Genomic DNA, 15,856 nt, shown 5'->3' with positions numbered 1-15,856 from the left:
ATATTATGAAACAAAGTAAAATGCCTATCCCAACGCTTCGCGAAATGCCAAGCGATGCTCAAGTTATCAGCCATGCTCTTATGTTGCGTGCTGGATATGTTCGCCAAGTATCTGCAGGTGTTTATTCTTACCTACCACTTGCTAATCGTGTGATTGAAAAAGCTAAAAATATCATGCGCCAAGAATTCGACAAGATTGGTGCCGTTGAGATGTTGGTTCCTGCCCTTCTCAGTGCAGAATTGTGGCGCGAATCAGGTCGTTACGAAACTTACGGTGAAGACCTTTACAAACTAAAAAACCGTGAAAAATCAGACTTTATCCTAGGTCCAACACACGAAGAAACCTTTACAGCTATTGTCCGTGATTCTGTTAAGTCTTACAAGCAATTGCCACTCAACCTTTACCAAATCCAGCCTAAGTATCGTGATGAAAAACGCCCACGTAATGGACTTCTCCGTACACGTGAGTTTATCATGAAGGATGCTTACAGCTTTCACGCTAACTATGATAGCTTGGACAGTGTTTATGATGAGTACAAGGCTGCTTATGAGCGTATTTTCACTCGTAGTGGTTTAGACTTCAAGGCTATTATTGGTGACGGTGGAGCCATGGGTGGTAAGGATAGCCAAGAATTTATGGCCATTACATCTGCTCGTACAGACCTTGACCGCTGGGTTGTCTTGGACAAGTCAGTTGCCTCATTTGACGAAATTCCTGATCAAGTGCAAGAAGAAATCAAGGCAGAATTGCTCAAATGGATAGTCTCTGGTGAAGATACCATTGCTTACTCAAGTGAGTCTAGCTATGCAGCTAACTTAGAAATGGCAACAAACGAGTACAAACCAAGCAACCGTGTTGTCGCTGAAGAAGAAGTGACTCGTGTTGCAACGCCAGATGTTAAGTCAATCGATGAAGTTGCAGCCTTTCTCAATGTTCCAGAAGAACAAACGATTAAAACCCTCTTCTACATGGCAGATGGTGAGCTTGTTGCAGCCCTTCTAGTTGGAAATGACCAACTCAACGAAGTCAAGTTGAAAAACTACTTGGGAGCAGATTTCTTTGACGTTGCTAGCGAAGAAGAAGTGGCGAATCTTGTTCAAGCAGGATTCGGTTCACTTGGACCAGTTGGTTTGCCAGAGAATGTTAAAATCATCGCAGACAGGAAGGTGCAAGATGTCCATAATGCAGTTGTGGGTGCTAACGAAGATGGCTACCACTTGACTGGTGTGAATCCAGGCCGTGATTTTACTGCAGAATATGTGGATATCCGTGAAGTTCGTGAGGGTGAAATTTCACCAGACGGGCAAGGAGTCCTTAACTTTGCGCGTGGTATCGAAATTGGTCACATCTTTAAACTTGGCACTCGCTATTCAGCAAGCATGGGAGCAGATGTTTTGGATGAAAATGGTCGTGCTGTGCCAATCATCATGGGATGTTACGGTATCGGTGTCAGCCGTCTCCTTTCAGCAGTGATGGAGCAACACGCTCGCCTCTTTGTTAACAAAACACCAAAAGGTGAATACCGTTACGCTTGGGGAATCAACTTCCCTAAAGAATTGGCACCATTTGATGTGCACTTGATCACTGTCAATGTCAAGGACGAAGAAGCGCAAGCCTTGACAGAAAAACTTGAAGCAAGCTTGATGGGAGCAGGTTACGAAGTCTTGACAGACGACCGTAATGAACGTGTCGGAGTCAAATTCAGCGATAGTGACTTGATTGGGCTGCCAATCCGTATCACTGTTGGGAAGAAAGCGGCTGATGGCATCGTAGAAGTTAAGATTAAAGCGACTGGTGACACTATCGAAGTTCATGCAGATAATGTGCTCGAAACGCTTGAAATCTTAAGCAAGAAATAAAAACTATAATCAGAAGAAAAACAAGGAAAAAATGTAACTAGTTTTTACCTTGTTTTTTCTGTATAATGGGAAAAATGAGTAGATAAAGAGGTAAGTGTATGCTAAGATTTCCAAAGGATTTTGTCTGGGGATCCTCTACTTCTGGACCACAAACAGAAGGACGTGTAGCTGGTGACGGTAAGGGAGATAATCTCTGGGATTATTGGTACCAAGTGGAGCCAAACCGTTACTATAATGGGATTGGTCCAGATAAGACATCGACCTTTTATGAAAATTGGGAAAAGGATATTGAGCTACTGTTAGAAACTGGTCACACGGCCTTTCGGACTTCTATTCAGTGGTCACGGATTTTTCCACAAGGGCGTGGGGAAGTCAATCCTCAAGGTGTGGATTTTTATCGTAAGGTCTTTGAGGCTATTAAGGCCAAAGGGATTCGTCTTTTAGTCAATCTTTATCATTTTGATTTGCCTTTTGCCCTTCAAGAGGATGGTGATGGTTGGGAAAATAAGGGGACTGTCTCAGCTTATGAAGACTATGCTCGTTTTTGTTTTGAGACTTATGGAGATTTAGTGGATCAATGGATTACCTTTAACGAGCCAATCGTTCCTGTGGAATTTGGCTATTTTTACGATGCCCATTATCCACATAAGGTGGATGCAGAAGCGGCGGTTAAAGTAGCCTACCACACACAATTGGCTAGCAGTCGGGCGGTTAAGGCTTGTCATGAACTCTTGCCTGATTCCAAGATTGGGATTGTCCTCAACTTGACACCGGCTTATCCACGTAGCCAGCATCCTGCTGATGTCAAGGCTGCTAGTATTGCGGACCTTTTTCAGGCCCAATCTTTCTTAGATCCGTCTGTTTTGGGGACTTATCCACAGGAGTTGGTAGAAATCTTACATGAATACGGTCTCTTGCCTGATGCTACGGAGGAGGAGTTGGAAGTCATTCGTGACAATACAGTGGATTTCCTTGGTGTCAACTACTATCAGCCTTTGCGTGTTATGGCACCTCGATTTGCTAAGCATCCAGAGAGTCCACTCTTACCCGAACATTTTTACGAGCCTTATGTGATGCCTGGACGTAAAATCAATCCTCATCGTGGCTGGGAGATTTATGAGCAAGGGATCTATGACATTGCTCAAAATATCAAGGAAAATTATGGTAATATCGAATGGATGTTGACAGAGAATGGTATGGGTGTTGAAGGGGAAGAAAAATTCCGTCAAGATGGGATGATTCAAGATGATTACCGTATTGGCTTTGTAAAAGGTCATCTTCGTGAACTTCACCGTGCCATTAAAGATGGAGCCAACTGTAAAGGATACTTAATCTGGACCTTTATTGATTGCTGGTCATGGCTCAATAGCTATAAAAATCGCTATGGTTTGGTCGAATTAGACTTGGAAACGCAAGAACGTCGTCTGAAGAAATCAGGGCACTGGTTCAAGGAATTAAGCGATAATAATGGGTTTTAAAAAGAACTCTGACTGATTATCCCAATTGGTCAGAGTTTTTTGCTTACAGGAGCTTAATTTGAACTATACCAATTTTTACTCTTGACAAGTGAAAGAAACAAGTATATACTGTTTTTGCTGGTTCTATAAAAGAGGAATTAGACTATACCAATTTTAAGGAGAAAGCACAGCTGGTCTGTGTCGTATATACTATGTGTGGAATTGTTGGTGTTGTTGGAAACACAAATGCAACTGATATTTTGATTCAAGGACTTGAGAAGCTCGAATACCGTGGCTATGATTCTGCGGGAATTTTTGTCCTAGGTGGTGCTGAGAACCATTTGGTGAAGGCTGTTGGTCGTATCGCAGAATTGTCTGCCAAGACAGCTGATGTTGAGGGAACAACTGGTATCGGACATACTCGTTGGGCTACTCACGGGAAACCAACGGAAGACAATGCTCACCCACACCGCTCTGAGACAGAACGTTTTGTCTTGGTTCACAATGGAGTGATTGAGAACTACCTTGAAATCAAGGAAGAATACCTTGCAGGTCACCACTTCAAGGGGCAAACAGATACGGAAATTGCCGTTCACTTGATTGGAAAATTTGCGGAAGAAGATGGCTTGTCAGTTCTTGAAGCCTTCAAAAAAGCTCTTCACATCATCCGTGGTTCTTATGCTTTTGCCTTGGTTGACTCACAAACTCCGGAAGTCATCTACGTGGCTAAAAATAAATCACCACTTTTGATTGGTCTTGGACAAGGCTATAACATGGTCTGCTCAGATGCTATGGCTATGATTCGTGAAACCAACCAATACATGGAAATTCATGACCAAGAGTTGGTAATCGTCAAGGCGGATAGTGTGGAAGTTCAAGACTATGATGGCAACAGTCGTGAGCGTGCTAGCTACACTGCTGAACTTGACTTGTCTGATATCGGTAAGGGAACTTATCCTTACTACATGCTCAAGGAAATTGACGAGCAACCAACGGTTATGCGGAAACTTATCCAAGCCTACACAGATGAGGCTGGTCAAGTTGTCGTAGCCCCAGCTATTATCAAGGCTGTTCAAGACGCAGACCGTATCTACATCCTTGCAGCTGGAACATCTTACCACGCAGGATTTGCTTCTAAGAAAATGTTGGAAGAATTGACAGATACGCCAGTTGAACTTGGAATCTCATCTGAGTGGGGCTACGGTATGCCACTTCTCAGCAAGAAACCACTTTTCATCTTTATCAGCCAGTCTGGTGAAACAGCGGATAGCCGTCAGGTTTTGGTCAAGGCTAATGAAATGGGAATCCCAAGCTTGACAGTGACAAATGTCCCAGGTTCAACCCTTTCACGTGAAGCTAACCATACCATGCTCCTTCACGCAGGTCCTGAAATTGCCGTAGCCTCAACCAAGGCCTATACAGCGCAAATTGCAGCCCTTGCCTTCCTTGCAAAAGCAGTCGGAGAAGCAAATGGCAATGCCAAAGCGCAAGCCTTTGATTTAGTTCATGAGTTGTCAATCGTAGCTCAGTCTATCGAATCAACTCTTTCAGAGAAAGAAACCATTGAAGTCAAGGTTCGTGAGCTACTTGAAACAACTCGTAACGCCTTTTACATCGGACGTGGTCAAGATTACTACGTAGCCATGGAAGCAAGTCTCAAACTTAAAGAGATTTCTTACATCCAGTGTGAAGGCTTTGCGGCAGGAGAACTCAAGCACGGAACTATTGCCTTGATTGAAGAAGGAACACCTGTTTTGACTCTCTTGTCAGATCCAGTCCTTGCCAACCACACTCGTGGAAATATCCAAGAGGTGGCAGCCCGTGGTGCAAAAGTCCTCACTATCGCAGAAGAAAATGTTGCTAAAGAGACAGACGATATCGTCCTTACGACTGTACACCCTTACCTCTCACCAATTTCAATGGTCGTACCAACGCAATTGGTCGCTTACTTTGCAACCCTCCACCGTGGTCTTGATGTGGACAAACCACGTAACCTTGCTAAATCAGTAACGGTAGAATAGAATCTATGAATATACGGGCGTAAAGCCATAGGTTTATCCTATAAGGTTTTACAGCCTATTTTTTATGTTACAAATGATGATAGGGGTTTACTTTTCAATAATTATAGCAGATTGAATTTAGAACAGTACACAGGAATACTAAAATATTTCTAGAAATTAATTTGAATTTTCCAATTGATTTGTTCGTATCTTATTTCAAACTACTATAAAAAGAGGAAGCTGGGCAAAAACTCAATTTGAAGAGAAAATTCAGTAAATCTTTCCATGATAAAACGCATCATATTAAGGTTTTGTACACCTGATATGATGCGTTTTATCATTTTTAAGCCTTTTTGCCCAGCCTCGTCAAAAGTAAAGTTTTGGCACAAAATCTGTGACAAAACTTTAGTTTTAAAGGTTTTTAACTTTGTATATACTAGTTTTAAGAAAAGGAGGATGATCCTAATGGAAGAAAAAGTATCATTGAAAGTCAGAGTTCAAAAACTAGGGACATCGCTTTCAAATATGGTTATGCCCAATATTGGAGCATTTATTGCTTGGGGAGTGTTGACTGCCCTCTTTATCGCTGATGGCTATCTGCCAAATGAACAGTTAGCTACTGTTGTTGGTCCTATGTTAACGTATTTATTGCCAATCCTGATTGGTTACACAGGTGGATATATGATCCATGGTCAACGTGGTGCCGTTGTAGGAGCTATTGCTACTGTTGGTGCAATCACAGGTTCTAGTGTTCCTATGTTTATCGGAGCTATGGTAATGGGCTCACTGGGAGGATGGACTATCAAGAAATTTGATGAAAAGTTCCAGGAAAAAATTCGTCCCGGATTTGAAATGTTAGTTAATAATTTCTCAGCTGGTCTCGTTGGTTTTGCATTATTGCTTTTGGCTTTCTACGCAATCGGTCCAGTCGTATCGACTCTTACTGGAGCTGTTGGGAATGGTGTTGAGGCTATTGTTAATGCTCGCCTCCTTCCTATAGCTAATATTATCATCGAACCGGCTAAAGTCCTTTTCCTCAATAATGCCCTCAATCATGGCATTTTTACTCCTCTGGGAGTAGAACAGGTAGCTCAAGCTGGTAAGTCAATTCTCTTCCTATTGGAAGCTAATCCTGGACCAGGCCTGGGAATTCTATTAGCTTATGCTGTATTCGGTAAAGGTTCTGCTAAATCTTCTTCTTGGGGGGCAATGCTTATTCATTTCTTCGGAGGGATTCATGAAATTTACTTTCCTTATGTTATGATGAAGCCTACTCTATTTTTAGCTGCTATGGCAGGAGGTATCTCTGGAACTTTTACTTTTCAACTCTTAGACGCTGGTCTTAAATCTCCAGCTTCACCAGGTTCTATTATTGCGATTATGGCTACGGCGCCAAAAGGCGTTTGGCCCCATCTAAATGTTCTTCTAGGTGTTTTAGTGGCAGCAGTTGTTTCTTTCCTTGTAGCAGCCCTTATTCTTCATGCAGACAAGTCAACTGAGGATTCGCTCGAAGCTGCTCAGGCGGCTACCCAAGCAGCTAAGGCTCAGTCTAAAGGTCAGTTAGTATCAACTTCTGTTGATGCAGTTGTTTCGACAGACTCAGTGGAAAAAATCATTTTCGCCTGCGATGCTGGTATGGGAAGCTCTGCTATGGGAGCTAGTATTCTTCGAGATAAGGTTAAAAAAGCAGGTCTAGAGATTCCAGTATCTAATCAGGCAATCTCAAATTTGCTTGATACACCAAAAACATTAATTGTTACTCAGGAAGAACTGACACCAAGAGCTAAAGACAAGAGTCCAAGTGCTATTCATGTTTCTGTTGATAATTTCTTAGCGTCCCCTCGTTATGATGAAATTGTAGCTTCATTAACAGGAGCTTCTCCAATAGCAGAAATTGAAGGAGATATACCAACTTCAGCATCAGTAGATAGTCAGGAAATTGACCTTAACCATATTGATGCTGTAGTAGTTGCTTATGGTAAAGCACAGGGATCTGCAACTATGGGCTGTGAAACGATTCGGGCTATCTTTAGAAACAAGAATATTCGTATTCCAGTTTCTACTGCCAAAATTTCAGAATTAGGTGAATTTAATTCTAAAAACATAATGATTGTAACAACTATTTCTTTACAGGCAGAAGTGCAGCAAACAGCACCGAATTCTCAATTTCTTATTGTGGATAGTTTAGTAACAACACCAGAATATGACAAAATGGCTGTTAGAATGTACAAATAGAACTAGAGGTTTCTAAATTACGAATGCTATTAACCAAACGAGAAGAACAATTATTGAAGGCTTTCCTACATGTAGGGAAGCTTTCAATGCAAGACATGACTGAAATCTTACAGGTTTCATCTAGAACAATTTATCGAACTTTATCAGATTTGACAGATAGCATGGAGCAATATGGAATCGAAATAACGAAGCATGGGAAATACTATATTTTGACTGGAGAGTTGGATGATTTGCCGACAGAACTTGAAGTGTTAGTTGAGTATAGTCCCCAAGAAAGACAAGAGTTGATTACCTATCGCCTTCTGACTGAGAGTGGTTTTGTCACCAATGAAGCATTGCAAGAATGCATGAAAGTCAGTAATGTAACTATTATTCAGGATATTTCAGATATTGATAAGCGTCTTTTAGACTTTGATCTGAAAATTGAACGACAAAAAGGTTATCGTATTTCTGGTGATTCAGTTGGTAAGAGAAGATTTTTGGCTATTTTACTGACAAACTGTATCTCAGTAGCAGATTTTTCAACCGGTAATTTTGGGAGCTTTGATATTTTAGAAGCAGATAGAACTAGGCTGGCCAGTCAGATTGTTAATAAGCAACTGTCAGGTTTTCCAGATATGGATGCTAGGATGAAGATGTTTTTTGCGATCTTGTTATCTCTTATAGGTCAGGAGCAAAACATTGAAAATTCACCTAATACTAGTAAGCAGGCTTTGGAAATTTCTCAAAAAATTTTTCAAGCTTACTCTAAGCAGACTGCACAATTTTATAGTATTCAGGAAATTATCTATTTTGCGAGCATCTTGGATGAATTAATCATTAAACGTCAGGACAATCCGCTCTTTACGGAGAAATTTGATGGTGAATTTTTCTACAATATTTCAAATCTGATTGATACGGTTTCCATGTATACCAAGATTGACTTTTTTAAGGACAAGGTTTTATTCAATTTTCTTTTCCATCATATTCGGCTCAGTTTAGGCGTCCCTATCCTTTTTCAGGGTGAAAATTTGCCAGAATCTGTCCAGATTTTAGTTGAAAGGAATAAATTTCTTTATACAGTCATCAGTCTTTTAGTGAATGATATTTTTCCGAAATATCTTCATACAGAGTATGAGTATGGCATGATTGCCCTACATTTTATCTCTAGCTTAGGCCGTAGTCCAGAGATTTATCCAGTCCGTGTTTTGCTTTTAACGGATGAACGTCGGGTCACTAGAGATTTATTAGTCAGTAAAATTAAGAGTGTTGCTCCTTTTGTAGAGTTGATAGATATTCAGTCTCTAGTAGATTACCACAGTATTGATCTCAGTCAGTATGATTATATTTTATCTACCAAGCCGCTGACTAATCAGGAAATCGATGTAATTTCTAGTTTTCCAACCGTCAAAGAATTGCTTGAATTGCAGGAACGACTTCAGTATGTACAGGCACATCGTACAATTGTCGCGCGTGATGCTATCGCTCCAGAGAAAAGTTATGACTTGCAAGATTATTTAATATCTAGTAGTCAGCTTTTGAGTCAATTCGAGTTGGTTCAATTGGAAAATAATCAATCATTTGAGCACACGGTAGAACAAATCATCCAATATCAGAAGAATGTGAGTGACAGAGATTACCTAACAAGAAAATTGTTATCTCACTTCCAGAATAGTCCTATGGCTATTCCTAATACTGGTCTGGTGCTTTTACATAGTCAGTCTAGCAAAGTAACAACAAATAGTTTTACTATGTTTGAACTCAAACTACCTATCTCCGCATTGTCAATGAAACGAGAGGAAGAAGAGGTCAAAAGGTGTCTGCTAATGCTAATGTCTAAAGAAGCTAGCGAGGAAGCGAGAGATTTAATGACAGCTATCAGTCAGTCGATTATTGAAAATCATCTTTATACAGAGATTTACAAGACGGGAAATCAATCCATTATTTATCAGATGCTAAATACTATTTTTAACGAAAAAATTAAGAAATTGGAGAACTAATATGAAACTTGAAAAACATTTGATTAAGCTTAATAAACAATTTTCTAACAAGGAGGAAGCTATTTGTTATTGTGGGCAAGTTCTTTATGAGGGTGGATATGTTAATGAAGACTATATTGAAGCCATGATTGAGCGAGATAAAGAGCTATCTGTTTACATGGGTAACTTTATCGCCATACCGCATGGAACAGATGCAGCAAAAAATGATGTCCTCAAGTCTGGTATTACAGTCGTTCAAGTCCCTAGAGGGGTTGATTTTGGGAATGTATCTAACCCTCAAGTGGCAACGGTTCTTTTTGGTATTGCTGGTATTGGTAATGAACACTTAGAAATTATTCAGAAAATTTCTATCTTCTGTGCAGATGTAGATAATGTTCTTAAACTAGCAGATGCTCAGTCAAAAGAGGAAGTATTGCGCTTATTTGATGCTGTTGAATAATTGAATTTCGTCATTTGTCATCTAGTATATATGTCCCTCAAATAGGAAAAGGAGAAATTGAATGAAACATTCTGTTCATTTTGGTGCCGGTAATATCGGTCGTGGTTTTATAGGTGAAATTCTATTTAAAAATGGTTTCCATATTGATTTTGTGGATGTCAATAATCAGATAATTCATGCTCTAAATGAAAAGGGCAAGTATGAAATTGAAATTGCACAGAAAGGACAGTCTCGTATAGAAGTAACTAATGTGGCTGGCATTAATAGCAAAGAAGATCCTGAGCAAGTCATTGAAGCGATTCAAAAGACGGATATTATTACTACTGCAATCGGACCTAATATACTCCCTTTTATCGCTGAACTTCTAGCCAAAGGAATCGAAGCTCGCCGAGTTGCAGGAAATACACAGGCATTGGATGTTATGGCCTGTGAAAATATGATTGGCGGGTCTCAATTTCTTTATCAAGAAGTCAAGAAATATTTAAGTCCGGAAGGTTTGACATTTGCTGATAACTACATAGGTTTTCCAAATGCTGCAGTAGACAGGATTGTTCCAGCACAAAGTCACGAAGATTCCCTTTTTGTTGTGGTCGAACCCTTTAATGAATGGGTCGTGGAAACCAAGCGTCTTAAAAATCCAGATTTACGTCTAAAAGATGTGCATTATGAAGAAGATTTAGAACCCTTTATTGAGCGAAAACTTTTTTCAGTCAATTCTGGACATGCAACTTCAGCTTACATTGGTGCGCATTATGGTGCCAAGACAATTTTGGAAGCTCTTCAAAATCCTAATATCAAATCTCGGATTGAATCTGTATTAGCTGAAATTCGGAGTCTCTTGATTGCCAAATGGAACTTTGATAAAAAAGAATTGGAGAATTATCACAAAGTCATTATAGAACGGTTTGAAAATCCTTTCATAGTGGACGAAGTTAGTCGCGTAGCTCGTACTCCAATCCGAAAATTAGGCTATAATGAACGATTCATCCGGCCGATACGTGAATTGAAAGAACTCAGTTTGTCATATAAAAACCTACTTAAAACAGTTGGCTATGCCTTTGACTATCGCGATGTAAATGATGAAGAAAGTATTCGATTAGGTGAATTGTTGGCTAAACAATCAGTCAAAGATGTTGTTATACAAGTTACAGGTTTAGACGACCCAGAATTGATTGAGCAAATTGTAGAGTATATTTAATCTTTTTCGAAAATCTCTTCAAATCAGGTTAGCATCCATCTGCAACCTCAAAACAGTATTTTGAGCTGACTTCATCAGTTCTATCTACCACCTCAAAGCAGTGCTTTGAGCAGCCTGCGGCTAGCTTCCTAGTTTGCTCTTTGATTTTCATTGAGTATTAGAATAATTTTTCAAATTGAAGGACAGAGTAGATAGGGAGAGTCACAATGGTAGAATTGGGAATTTCAACATTTGGGGAAACAACGGAGCTTGAAGGGATTGGGCAAACTTACAGTCATGACGAACGCATTCGCCAGTTGCTAGCAGAGGTTGAACTGGCTGACAAGGTTGGTTTGGATGTGTATGGGATTGGTGAGCACCATCGAGAGGATTTTGCAGTATCAGCCCCAGAGATTGTCCTGGCAGCTGGGGCAGTCAATACCAAGAAAATCCGTTTGACCAGTGCAGTCAGCATTCTCTCGAGCATGGATCCGATTCGCTTATTCCAACAATATGCCACTATCGATGCTTTGTCAAATGGACGTGCGGAGATTATGGCTGGAAGGGGTTCTTTCACGGAATCATTTCCTCTGTTTGGCTATGATTTGAAAGACTACGAAGCCCTTTTTGATGAGAAATTAGACTTGCTCCAGTTAGTCAATGAAAAGACAAAGCTAGACTGGAAAGGTCGATTGACCCAAACGATTGCTGGTAAAGAAGTTTATCCTCGTCCAGTTCAGGACAAATTACCCTTGTGGATAGCGACAGGTGGTCATGTCGAATCAACAGTAAAGATTGCTCAGGCAGGCCTACCGATTGTCTATGCCATTATTGGTGGTAACCCTCGTTATTTTAAAAAGTTGATTCAGGCTTATCGTGAGATTGGGAGCGAAGCAGACCATGCCAGTCATGAACTAAAGGTTGGGGTCCATTCTTGGGGGTGGATTGCTGAAGATGGCGAGCAGGCTGTGAAAGATTATTTCCATCCGACCAAGCAAGTAGTGGATGCTATTTCCAAAGATCGTCCACACTGGCAAGAATTGCGTTATAAGCAATATTTGGAGCAGGTAGGATCAAATGGCGCCATGTTTGTGGGCAATCCAGATCAGGTGGCCGAAAAATTGATTCGCATGATAGAGGATTTAGATTTGGACCGCTTCATGTTGCACCTACCTCTTGGTTCTATGCCTCATGATCAGGTTCTGAGAGCTATTGAACTATTCGGAACACAAGTAGCACCCAAAGTCCGGGCTTACTTTGCCATGAAAGAGGCTTAATAAAAAATACTAATCAGGCTGATAAAAAATCTATATAACAACTATTTTAAAAAGCAATAAACAGAAAAAATCTCTGAAAAGCTAGTAAAATCAAGCTTTTCAGAGATTTTTTTCTCTATTGATATAAACAATCCCAATCAAGTCGATAGTCAATATATATTGGGAAAAGGTCAAAAGGAGTGGTAAGATGGTTTCAATCCAAATGGAAGGAGAGAAGTATGACAAGTAAAAGAGAGCTAGTTTTTAGAGCTATTCGAGGAGAAGAGGTGGAACGGGTTCCTGTTGGCTTTTGGTTTCATTTTGTAATACTGGAGGAAAAAGGACAAGGTTTAAATAATCCACGTATCTTTCAAAAAAGTGTAGAGGGACATCGGAAGTACGTTGAAAGAATCCATCCTGATTTTGTCAAAATGATGAGTGACGGATTTTTCATTTATCCAAGTAATGTCTACAGTCCTAAGGTTACAAGTCTTCAGGAGTTAGCTTCTATTGAGTCGATTGGTGAAAACCATCCTTGGATTCAGCAACAAGTAGAAGTGGTAGAGGCTATTCGAGCAACCTTCACTGAGGACATTGCATCATTTTACAATATTTTTTCTCCGATCTCCTATTTGAAAAGGTGGTTTCGTACAGAGACTTCTAGAGGTGATAAGGAGGTTTCAGATCTTTTTCTTGAAAATCCAGAGCTATTCAGGGATGTTTTAGACGTGATAGCTGAGGATATCGCTATCCTAACTAAAAAAATCATTCAGGATGGTGGAGCAGATGGAATCTATCTCAGTACACAAGAAATTCAGGATGAGCGCATCACAGCAGAATTGTATCAGACCTATATTGAGCCAAGTAACATAAAGGTTTTAGAAGCTGCCAATCAGGTAGGTGGGGTAAATATCCTGCATATCTGCGGTTTCCAAGGTGCCAGTAACAATGTGACTATTTTCAAAGATTATCCAGCCCAGGTTTTCAATTGGGCAACCCACCATGAAGCAGTCAGTTTACCTCAAGGTCAGGAGCTATTTCATGGCAAAGCGGTCTTGGGTGGTTTTGAAAATGGGAAGCAGAGCCTGCTTTATGGAGGTAGAAAGGCTGCACTACAAGAGGAAACCAAACGATTGTTGGCTGAAGCTGGGACTAGAGGAGTCCTTCTTGGAGCGGATTGCACGGTTCCAGATGACTTTGAATTAGAAAGATTGGACTGGATTCGTCAGGCTGCTATGTTAGAATAGGAGAGCCTTATGAAAAGAAAAAAGTGGCTATTGGTAGGGACGGCCCTCGGCTTTGTCATCTTACTTGCGATCAGTCTTACAAAGGGACTTGCTTGTAAGGAAGGGCCAAGATGTCATGGGATTCAGGATTTTCAGAAGAGAAGTCTTCCCTTTATTCAAACCAATGATATTGCCAGTGTTTTATTAGTTGAAAAAGAAAGAAATGGAAAATAGAGATGTCAGAAAAAAGAGACTGGGTTTTAAAAGCATTTAGAGGAGAAGTGGTTGGCCGTGTACCTGTAGGTTTTTGGCACCACTTTACATCAGAAGAGGAATGGTTAAAGGGATTTTCCAATCCTGTGATTATTGAAAAGAACATACAAGGTCACAAACGTTTTATCCGTGACCTACATCCAGACTTTATCAAGTTGATGAGTGATGGCTATTTTGCTTATCCAAATCCAGTTATTGCCAAAGGAAAGTCACTCCAAGAGCTGTCGGAGATTCAACCTCTGGGTGAAGATCATCTGTGGATTAGAGAGCAGGTAGAATTAGTGAAGAAGATTAAGCAGGAGTTTACGGAAGATATTGTTGCTATTTACAATATTTTTGCGCCTGTGACCTACCTCAAATGGTTACTTGGAGAAGTGTCTGGTGGAGATGATCTCATTGCAGACTTCTTAGTTCAAGATTCTCAGAAATTGAAAAAAGTACTTGATGTGATTGCGCAAGATATCGCTAGCTTGAGTCAAGCTATTATTAAAGATGCAGGAGTAGATGGTATTTATCTCAGTGTGCAAAGTATTCAGGATGCGCGTGTTTCTGCTGAAGCCTATCAGGAGATTATTGAGCCGAGTGAACTGACTGTTTTAAATGCGGCTAAGTCGGTTGGTGGGGTAAATATCCTTCATATCTGTGGCTATGAAGGAGCCCGAAACGATATTCATATCTTTGCCGACTATCCAGCTCATGTTTTTAACTGGGCAGTTGGTCCAGAAGGGATTAGCCTAAAAGAAGGTCGTGAGATTTTCAAGGGTCGTGCTGTTCTGGGAGGATTTGAAAACGGTAAAGACGGCCTTCTCTATCGAGGCAGTAAGGAAGAAATTCAGGCTGAAACCAAACGATTGGTAGAAGAAACAGGGAAAGATGGCCTCATACTTGGAGCAGATTGTACCATTCCAAACGATATTGCAGTGGAGCGTATCCAGTGGGTGAGAGAAGCAGTAGCTAAATAAAGGAGAAGAATATGAGTAAGAAAACATGGATTGTTGGTGGAGTTGCGGTTGTGGCAGTGCTTGGAGCAACGATTATTGGTAGGACTTTGTCGGGAGCATCTGCTAAAGGTGCAGATGCAGCTTCGTCTGGACAAGTAACAACTTTAAAAGTTGCCCATACTCAAAACTATGTCCCTTATGATTTTATTGACGAAAAAGGGGAATCAGATGGTTATGAAGTCGCTGTTTTAAAGGCGGTGGATGAGAAATTAGCAGATTATAAATTTGAGTATACTGGAACTAGTGATGATGATCTCTTGATTGGACTTGAGTCTGGCAAGTACGATATTGGAACTAAAGGTGCTTGGTATACAGATGAACGGGCTAAGAAATTCATTATTCCATCTGAGCCAGTAGGAGCCAGCATTATTGGTTTTACTGTCAGAAAAGGAGATGAAGCTAAATATAAGAATATTGATGATTTCGCCAAAAATAAAGGGAAATTAGTACCCATCTCTCCTCAAAATGCCCAGTGGAATGTGATTAATAGCTATAATGACAAGCACAAGGATACACCAATTGAGTTGACAGCTGCTGAATCTTTCAAGGTGGCAGATGCTTATGCTTGGGTTTTAGAAGGACGTTATGATGCTTTCTTTGACATCAAGTTGTCTTTTGAAAAAGCAGTGACAGCAGAGGATGGTTCTTACCACCAATATGCGGACAAACTTAGCTGGTTCCCTTATAAAGGAATTCCAACCTATCCCTTGATTCACCGTGATGAAAAGGGTGAGAAGTTTGCTAAAGAGTATGAAAAAGCGATTAAAGAATTAAAAGAAGATGGAACTCTAGCTAAACTTTCTCAAAAATACTTCAAAGAAGATGTTTTTAGCTACGTTGATAGAGATTAGATGAGCAGTCAGGCGTGTTATACTCTTCGAAAATCTCTTCAAACCACGTCAACGTCGCCTTGCCGTAGGTATGGTTACTGACTTTGTCAGTTCTATCCACAAC

Annotated in this window: 12 protein-coding genes; all 12 read left to right on the top strand. The window is 40.4% G+C overall.

Going from position 1 to position 15,856, the window contains the following annotated elements:
- The first annotated feature begins 5 nt into the window (after positions 1–5).
- The 12 genes from HT699_RS04245 to HT699_RS04190 all read left to right on the top strand — a co-directional run bounded on the left by HT699_RS04245 (position 6) and on the right by HT699_RS04190 (position 15,753).
- Positions 6–1,859 carry a proline--tRNA ligase gene (locus tag HT699_RS04245; protein WP_172922812.1) on the top strand — a complete coding sequence of 618 codons (1,854 nt, stop codon included), beginning with the start codon at positions 6–8 and terminating at the stop codon, positions 1,857–1,859.
- Positions 1,860–1,957: 98 nt separating this feature from the next.
- On the top strand, positions 1,958–3,337 hold the full coding sequence (gene bglA / locus HT699_RS04240) for a 6-phospho-beta-glucosidase (protein WP_172922811.1): 1,380 nt from the start codon (positions 1,958–1,960) through the stop codon (positions 3,335–3,337).
- A 191-nt stretch (positions 3,338–3,528) separates the two neighbouring features.
- The gene (gene glmS, locus HT699_RS04235) at positions 3,529–5,337 is read left to right on the top strand and encodes a glutamine--fructose-6-phosphate transaminase (isomerizing) (protein WP_023939116.1); all 1,809 of its coding nucleotides are present in this window, start codon (positions 3,529–3,531) and stop codon (positions 5,335–5,337) included.
- Between the two features lie 444 nt (positions 5,338–5,781).
- Positions 5,782–7,551, top strand: a complete 1,770-nt coding sequence (locus tag HT699_RS04230; RefSeq protein ID WP_119919898.1) for a PTS mannitol-specific transporter subunit IIBC — start codon at positions 5,782–5,784, stop codon at positions 7,549–7,551.
- Positions 7,552–7,574: 23 nt separating this feature from the next.
- Complete coding sequence (locus tag HT699_RS04225) at positions 7,575–9,530, top strand: transcription antiterminator (protein WP_001864364.1); 1,956 nt, start codon at positions 7,575–7,577, stop codon at positions 9,528–9,530.
- Between the two features lies 1 nt (position 9,531).
- Entirely contained in the window at positions 9,532–9,969 is a 438-nt protein-coding gene (locus HT699_RS04220) for a PTS sugar transporter subunit IIA (protein WP_000764149.1), read from the top strand.
- A gap of 61 nt (positions 9,970–10,030) precedes the next feature.
- Positions 10,031–11,167 carry a mannitol-1-phosphate 5-dehydrogenase gene (locus HT699_RS04215; RefSeq protein ID WP_000682963.1) on the top strand — a complete coding sequence of 379 codons (1,137 nt, stop codon included), beginning with the start codon at positions 10,031–10,033 and terminating at the stop codon, positions 11,165–11,167.
- 206 nt (positions 11,168–11,373) lie between these two features.
- The gene (locus HT699_RS04210) at positions 11,374–12,423 is read left to right on the top strand and encodes an LLM class flavin-dependent oxidoreductase (protein WP_000229791.1); all 1,050 of its coding nucleotides are present in this window, start codon (positions 11,374–11,376) and stop codon (positions 12,421–12,423) included.
- Positions 12,424–12,641: 218 nt separating this feature from the next.
- Positions 12,642–13,649: a uroporphyrinogen decarboxylase family protein gene (locus HT699_RS04205; RefSeq protein WP_000202170.1), complete on the top strand. Its 1,008-nt coding sequence runs from the start codon at positions 12,642–12,644 to the stop codon at positions 13,647–13,649.
- A gap of 9 nt (positions 13,650–13,658) precedes the next feature.
- Positions 13,659–13,862 (top strand): hypothetical protein, encoded by a 204-nt coding sequence (locus tag HT699_RS04200; RefSeq protein WP_000823549.1) that lies wholly within the window; start codon positions 13,659–13,661, stop codon positions 13,860–13,862.
- Between the two features lie 2 nt (positions 13,863–13,864).
- On the top strand, positions 13,865–14,863 hold the full coding sequence (locus HT699_RS04195; protein WP_050207584.1) for a uroporphyrinogen decarboxylase family protein: 999 nt from the start codon (positions 13,865–13,867) through the stop codon (positions 14,861–14,863).
- 11 nt (positions 14,864–14,874) lie between these two features.
- Complete coding sequence (locus tag HT699_RS04190; RefSeq protein ID WP_000039542.1) at positions 14,875–15,753, top strand: transporter substrate-binding domain-containing protein; 879 nt, start codon at positions 14,875–14,877, stop codon at positions 15,751–15,753.
- Positions 15,754–15,856: the final 103 nt, after the last annotated feature.

The organism is Streptococcus sp. 1055 (genome assembly GCF_013276815.1).
GTDB lineage: Bacteria > Bacillota > Bacilli > Lactobacillales > Streptococcaceae > Streptococcus > Streptococcus pseudopneumoniae.
The sequence above is the reverse complement of the archived record's forward strand: the minus strand, read 5'-3'. Positions and strand labels throughout refer to the sequence as shown.

What these genes read in the sequence shown, in the direction of transcription:
- HT699_RS04245 (WP_172922812.1), top strand. Translation starts at nt 6, where the DNA reads ATGAAACAAAGTAAAATGCCTATCCCAACGCTTCGCGAAATGCCAAGC.
- bglA (WP_172922811.1), top strand. Translation starts at nt 1,958, where the DNA reads ATGCTAAGATTTCCAAAGGATTTTGTCTGGGGATCCTCTACTTCTGGA.
- glmS (WP_023939116.1), top strand. Translation starts at nt 3,529, where the DNA reads ATGTGTGGAATTGTTGGTGTTGTTGGAAACACAAATGCAACTGATATT.
- HT699_RS04230 (WP_119919898.1), top strand. Translation starts at nt 5,782, where the DNA reads ATGGAAGAAAAAGTATCATTGAAAGTCAGAGTTCAAAAACTAGGGACA.
- HT699_RS04225 (WP_001864364.1), top strand. Translation starts at nt 7,575, where the DNA reads ATGCTATTAACCAAACGAGAAGAACAATTATTGAAGGCTTTCCTACAT.
- HT699_RS04220 (WP_000764149.1), top strand. Translation starts at nt 9,532, where the DNA reads ATGAAACTTGAAAAACATTTGATTAAGCTTAATAAACAATTTTCTAAC.
- HT699_RS04215 (WP_000682963.1), top strand. Translation starts at nt 10,031, where the DNA reads ATGAAACATTCTGTTCATTTTGGTGCCGGTAATATCGGTCGTGGTTTT.
- HT699_RS04210 (WP_000229791.1), top strand. Translation starts at nt 11,374, where the DNA reads ATGGTAGAATTGGGAATTTCAACATTTGGGGAAACAACGGAGCTTGAA.
- HT699_RS04205 (WP_000202170.1), top strand. Translation starts at nt 12,642, where the DNA reads ATGACAAGTAAAAGAGAGCTAGTTTTTAGAGCTATTCGAGGAGAAGAG.
- HT699_RS04200 (WP_000823549.1), top strand. Translation starts at nt 13,659, where the DNA reads ATGAAAAGAAAAAAGTGGCTATTGGTAGGGACGGCCCTCGGCTTTGTC.
- HT699_RS04195 (WP_050207584.1), top strand. Translation starts at nt 13,865, where the DNA reads ATGTCAGAAAAAAGAGACTGGGTTTTAAAAGCATTTAGAGGAGAAGTG.
- HT699_RS04190 (WP_000039542.1), top strand. Translation starts at nt 14,875, where the DNA reads ATGAGTAAGAAAACATGGATTGTTGGTGGAGTTGCGGTTGTGGCAGTG.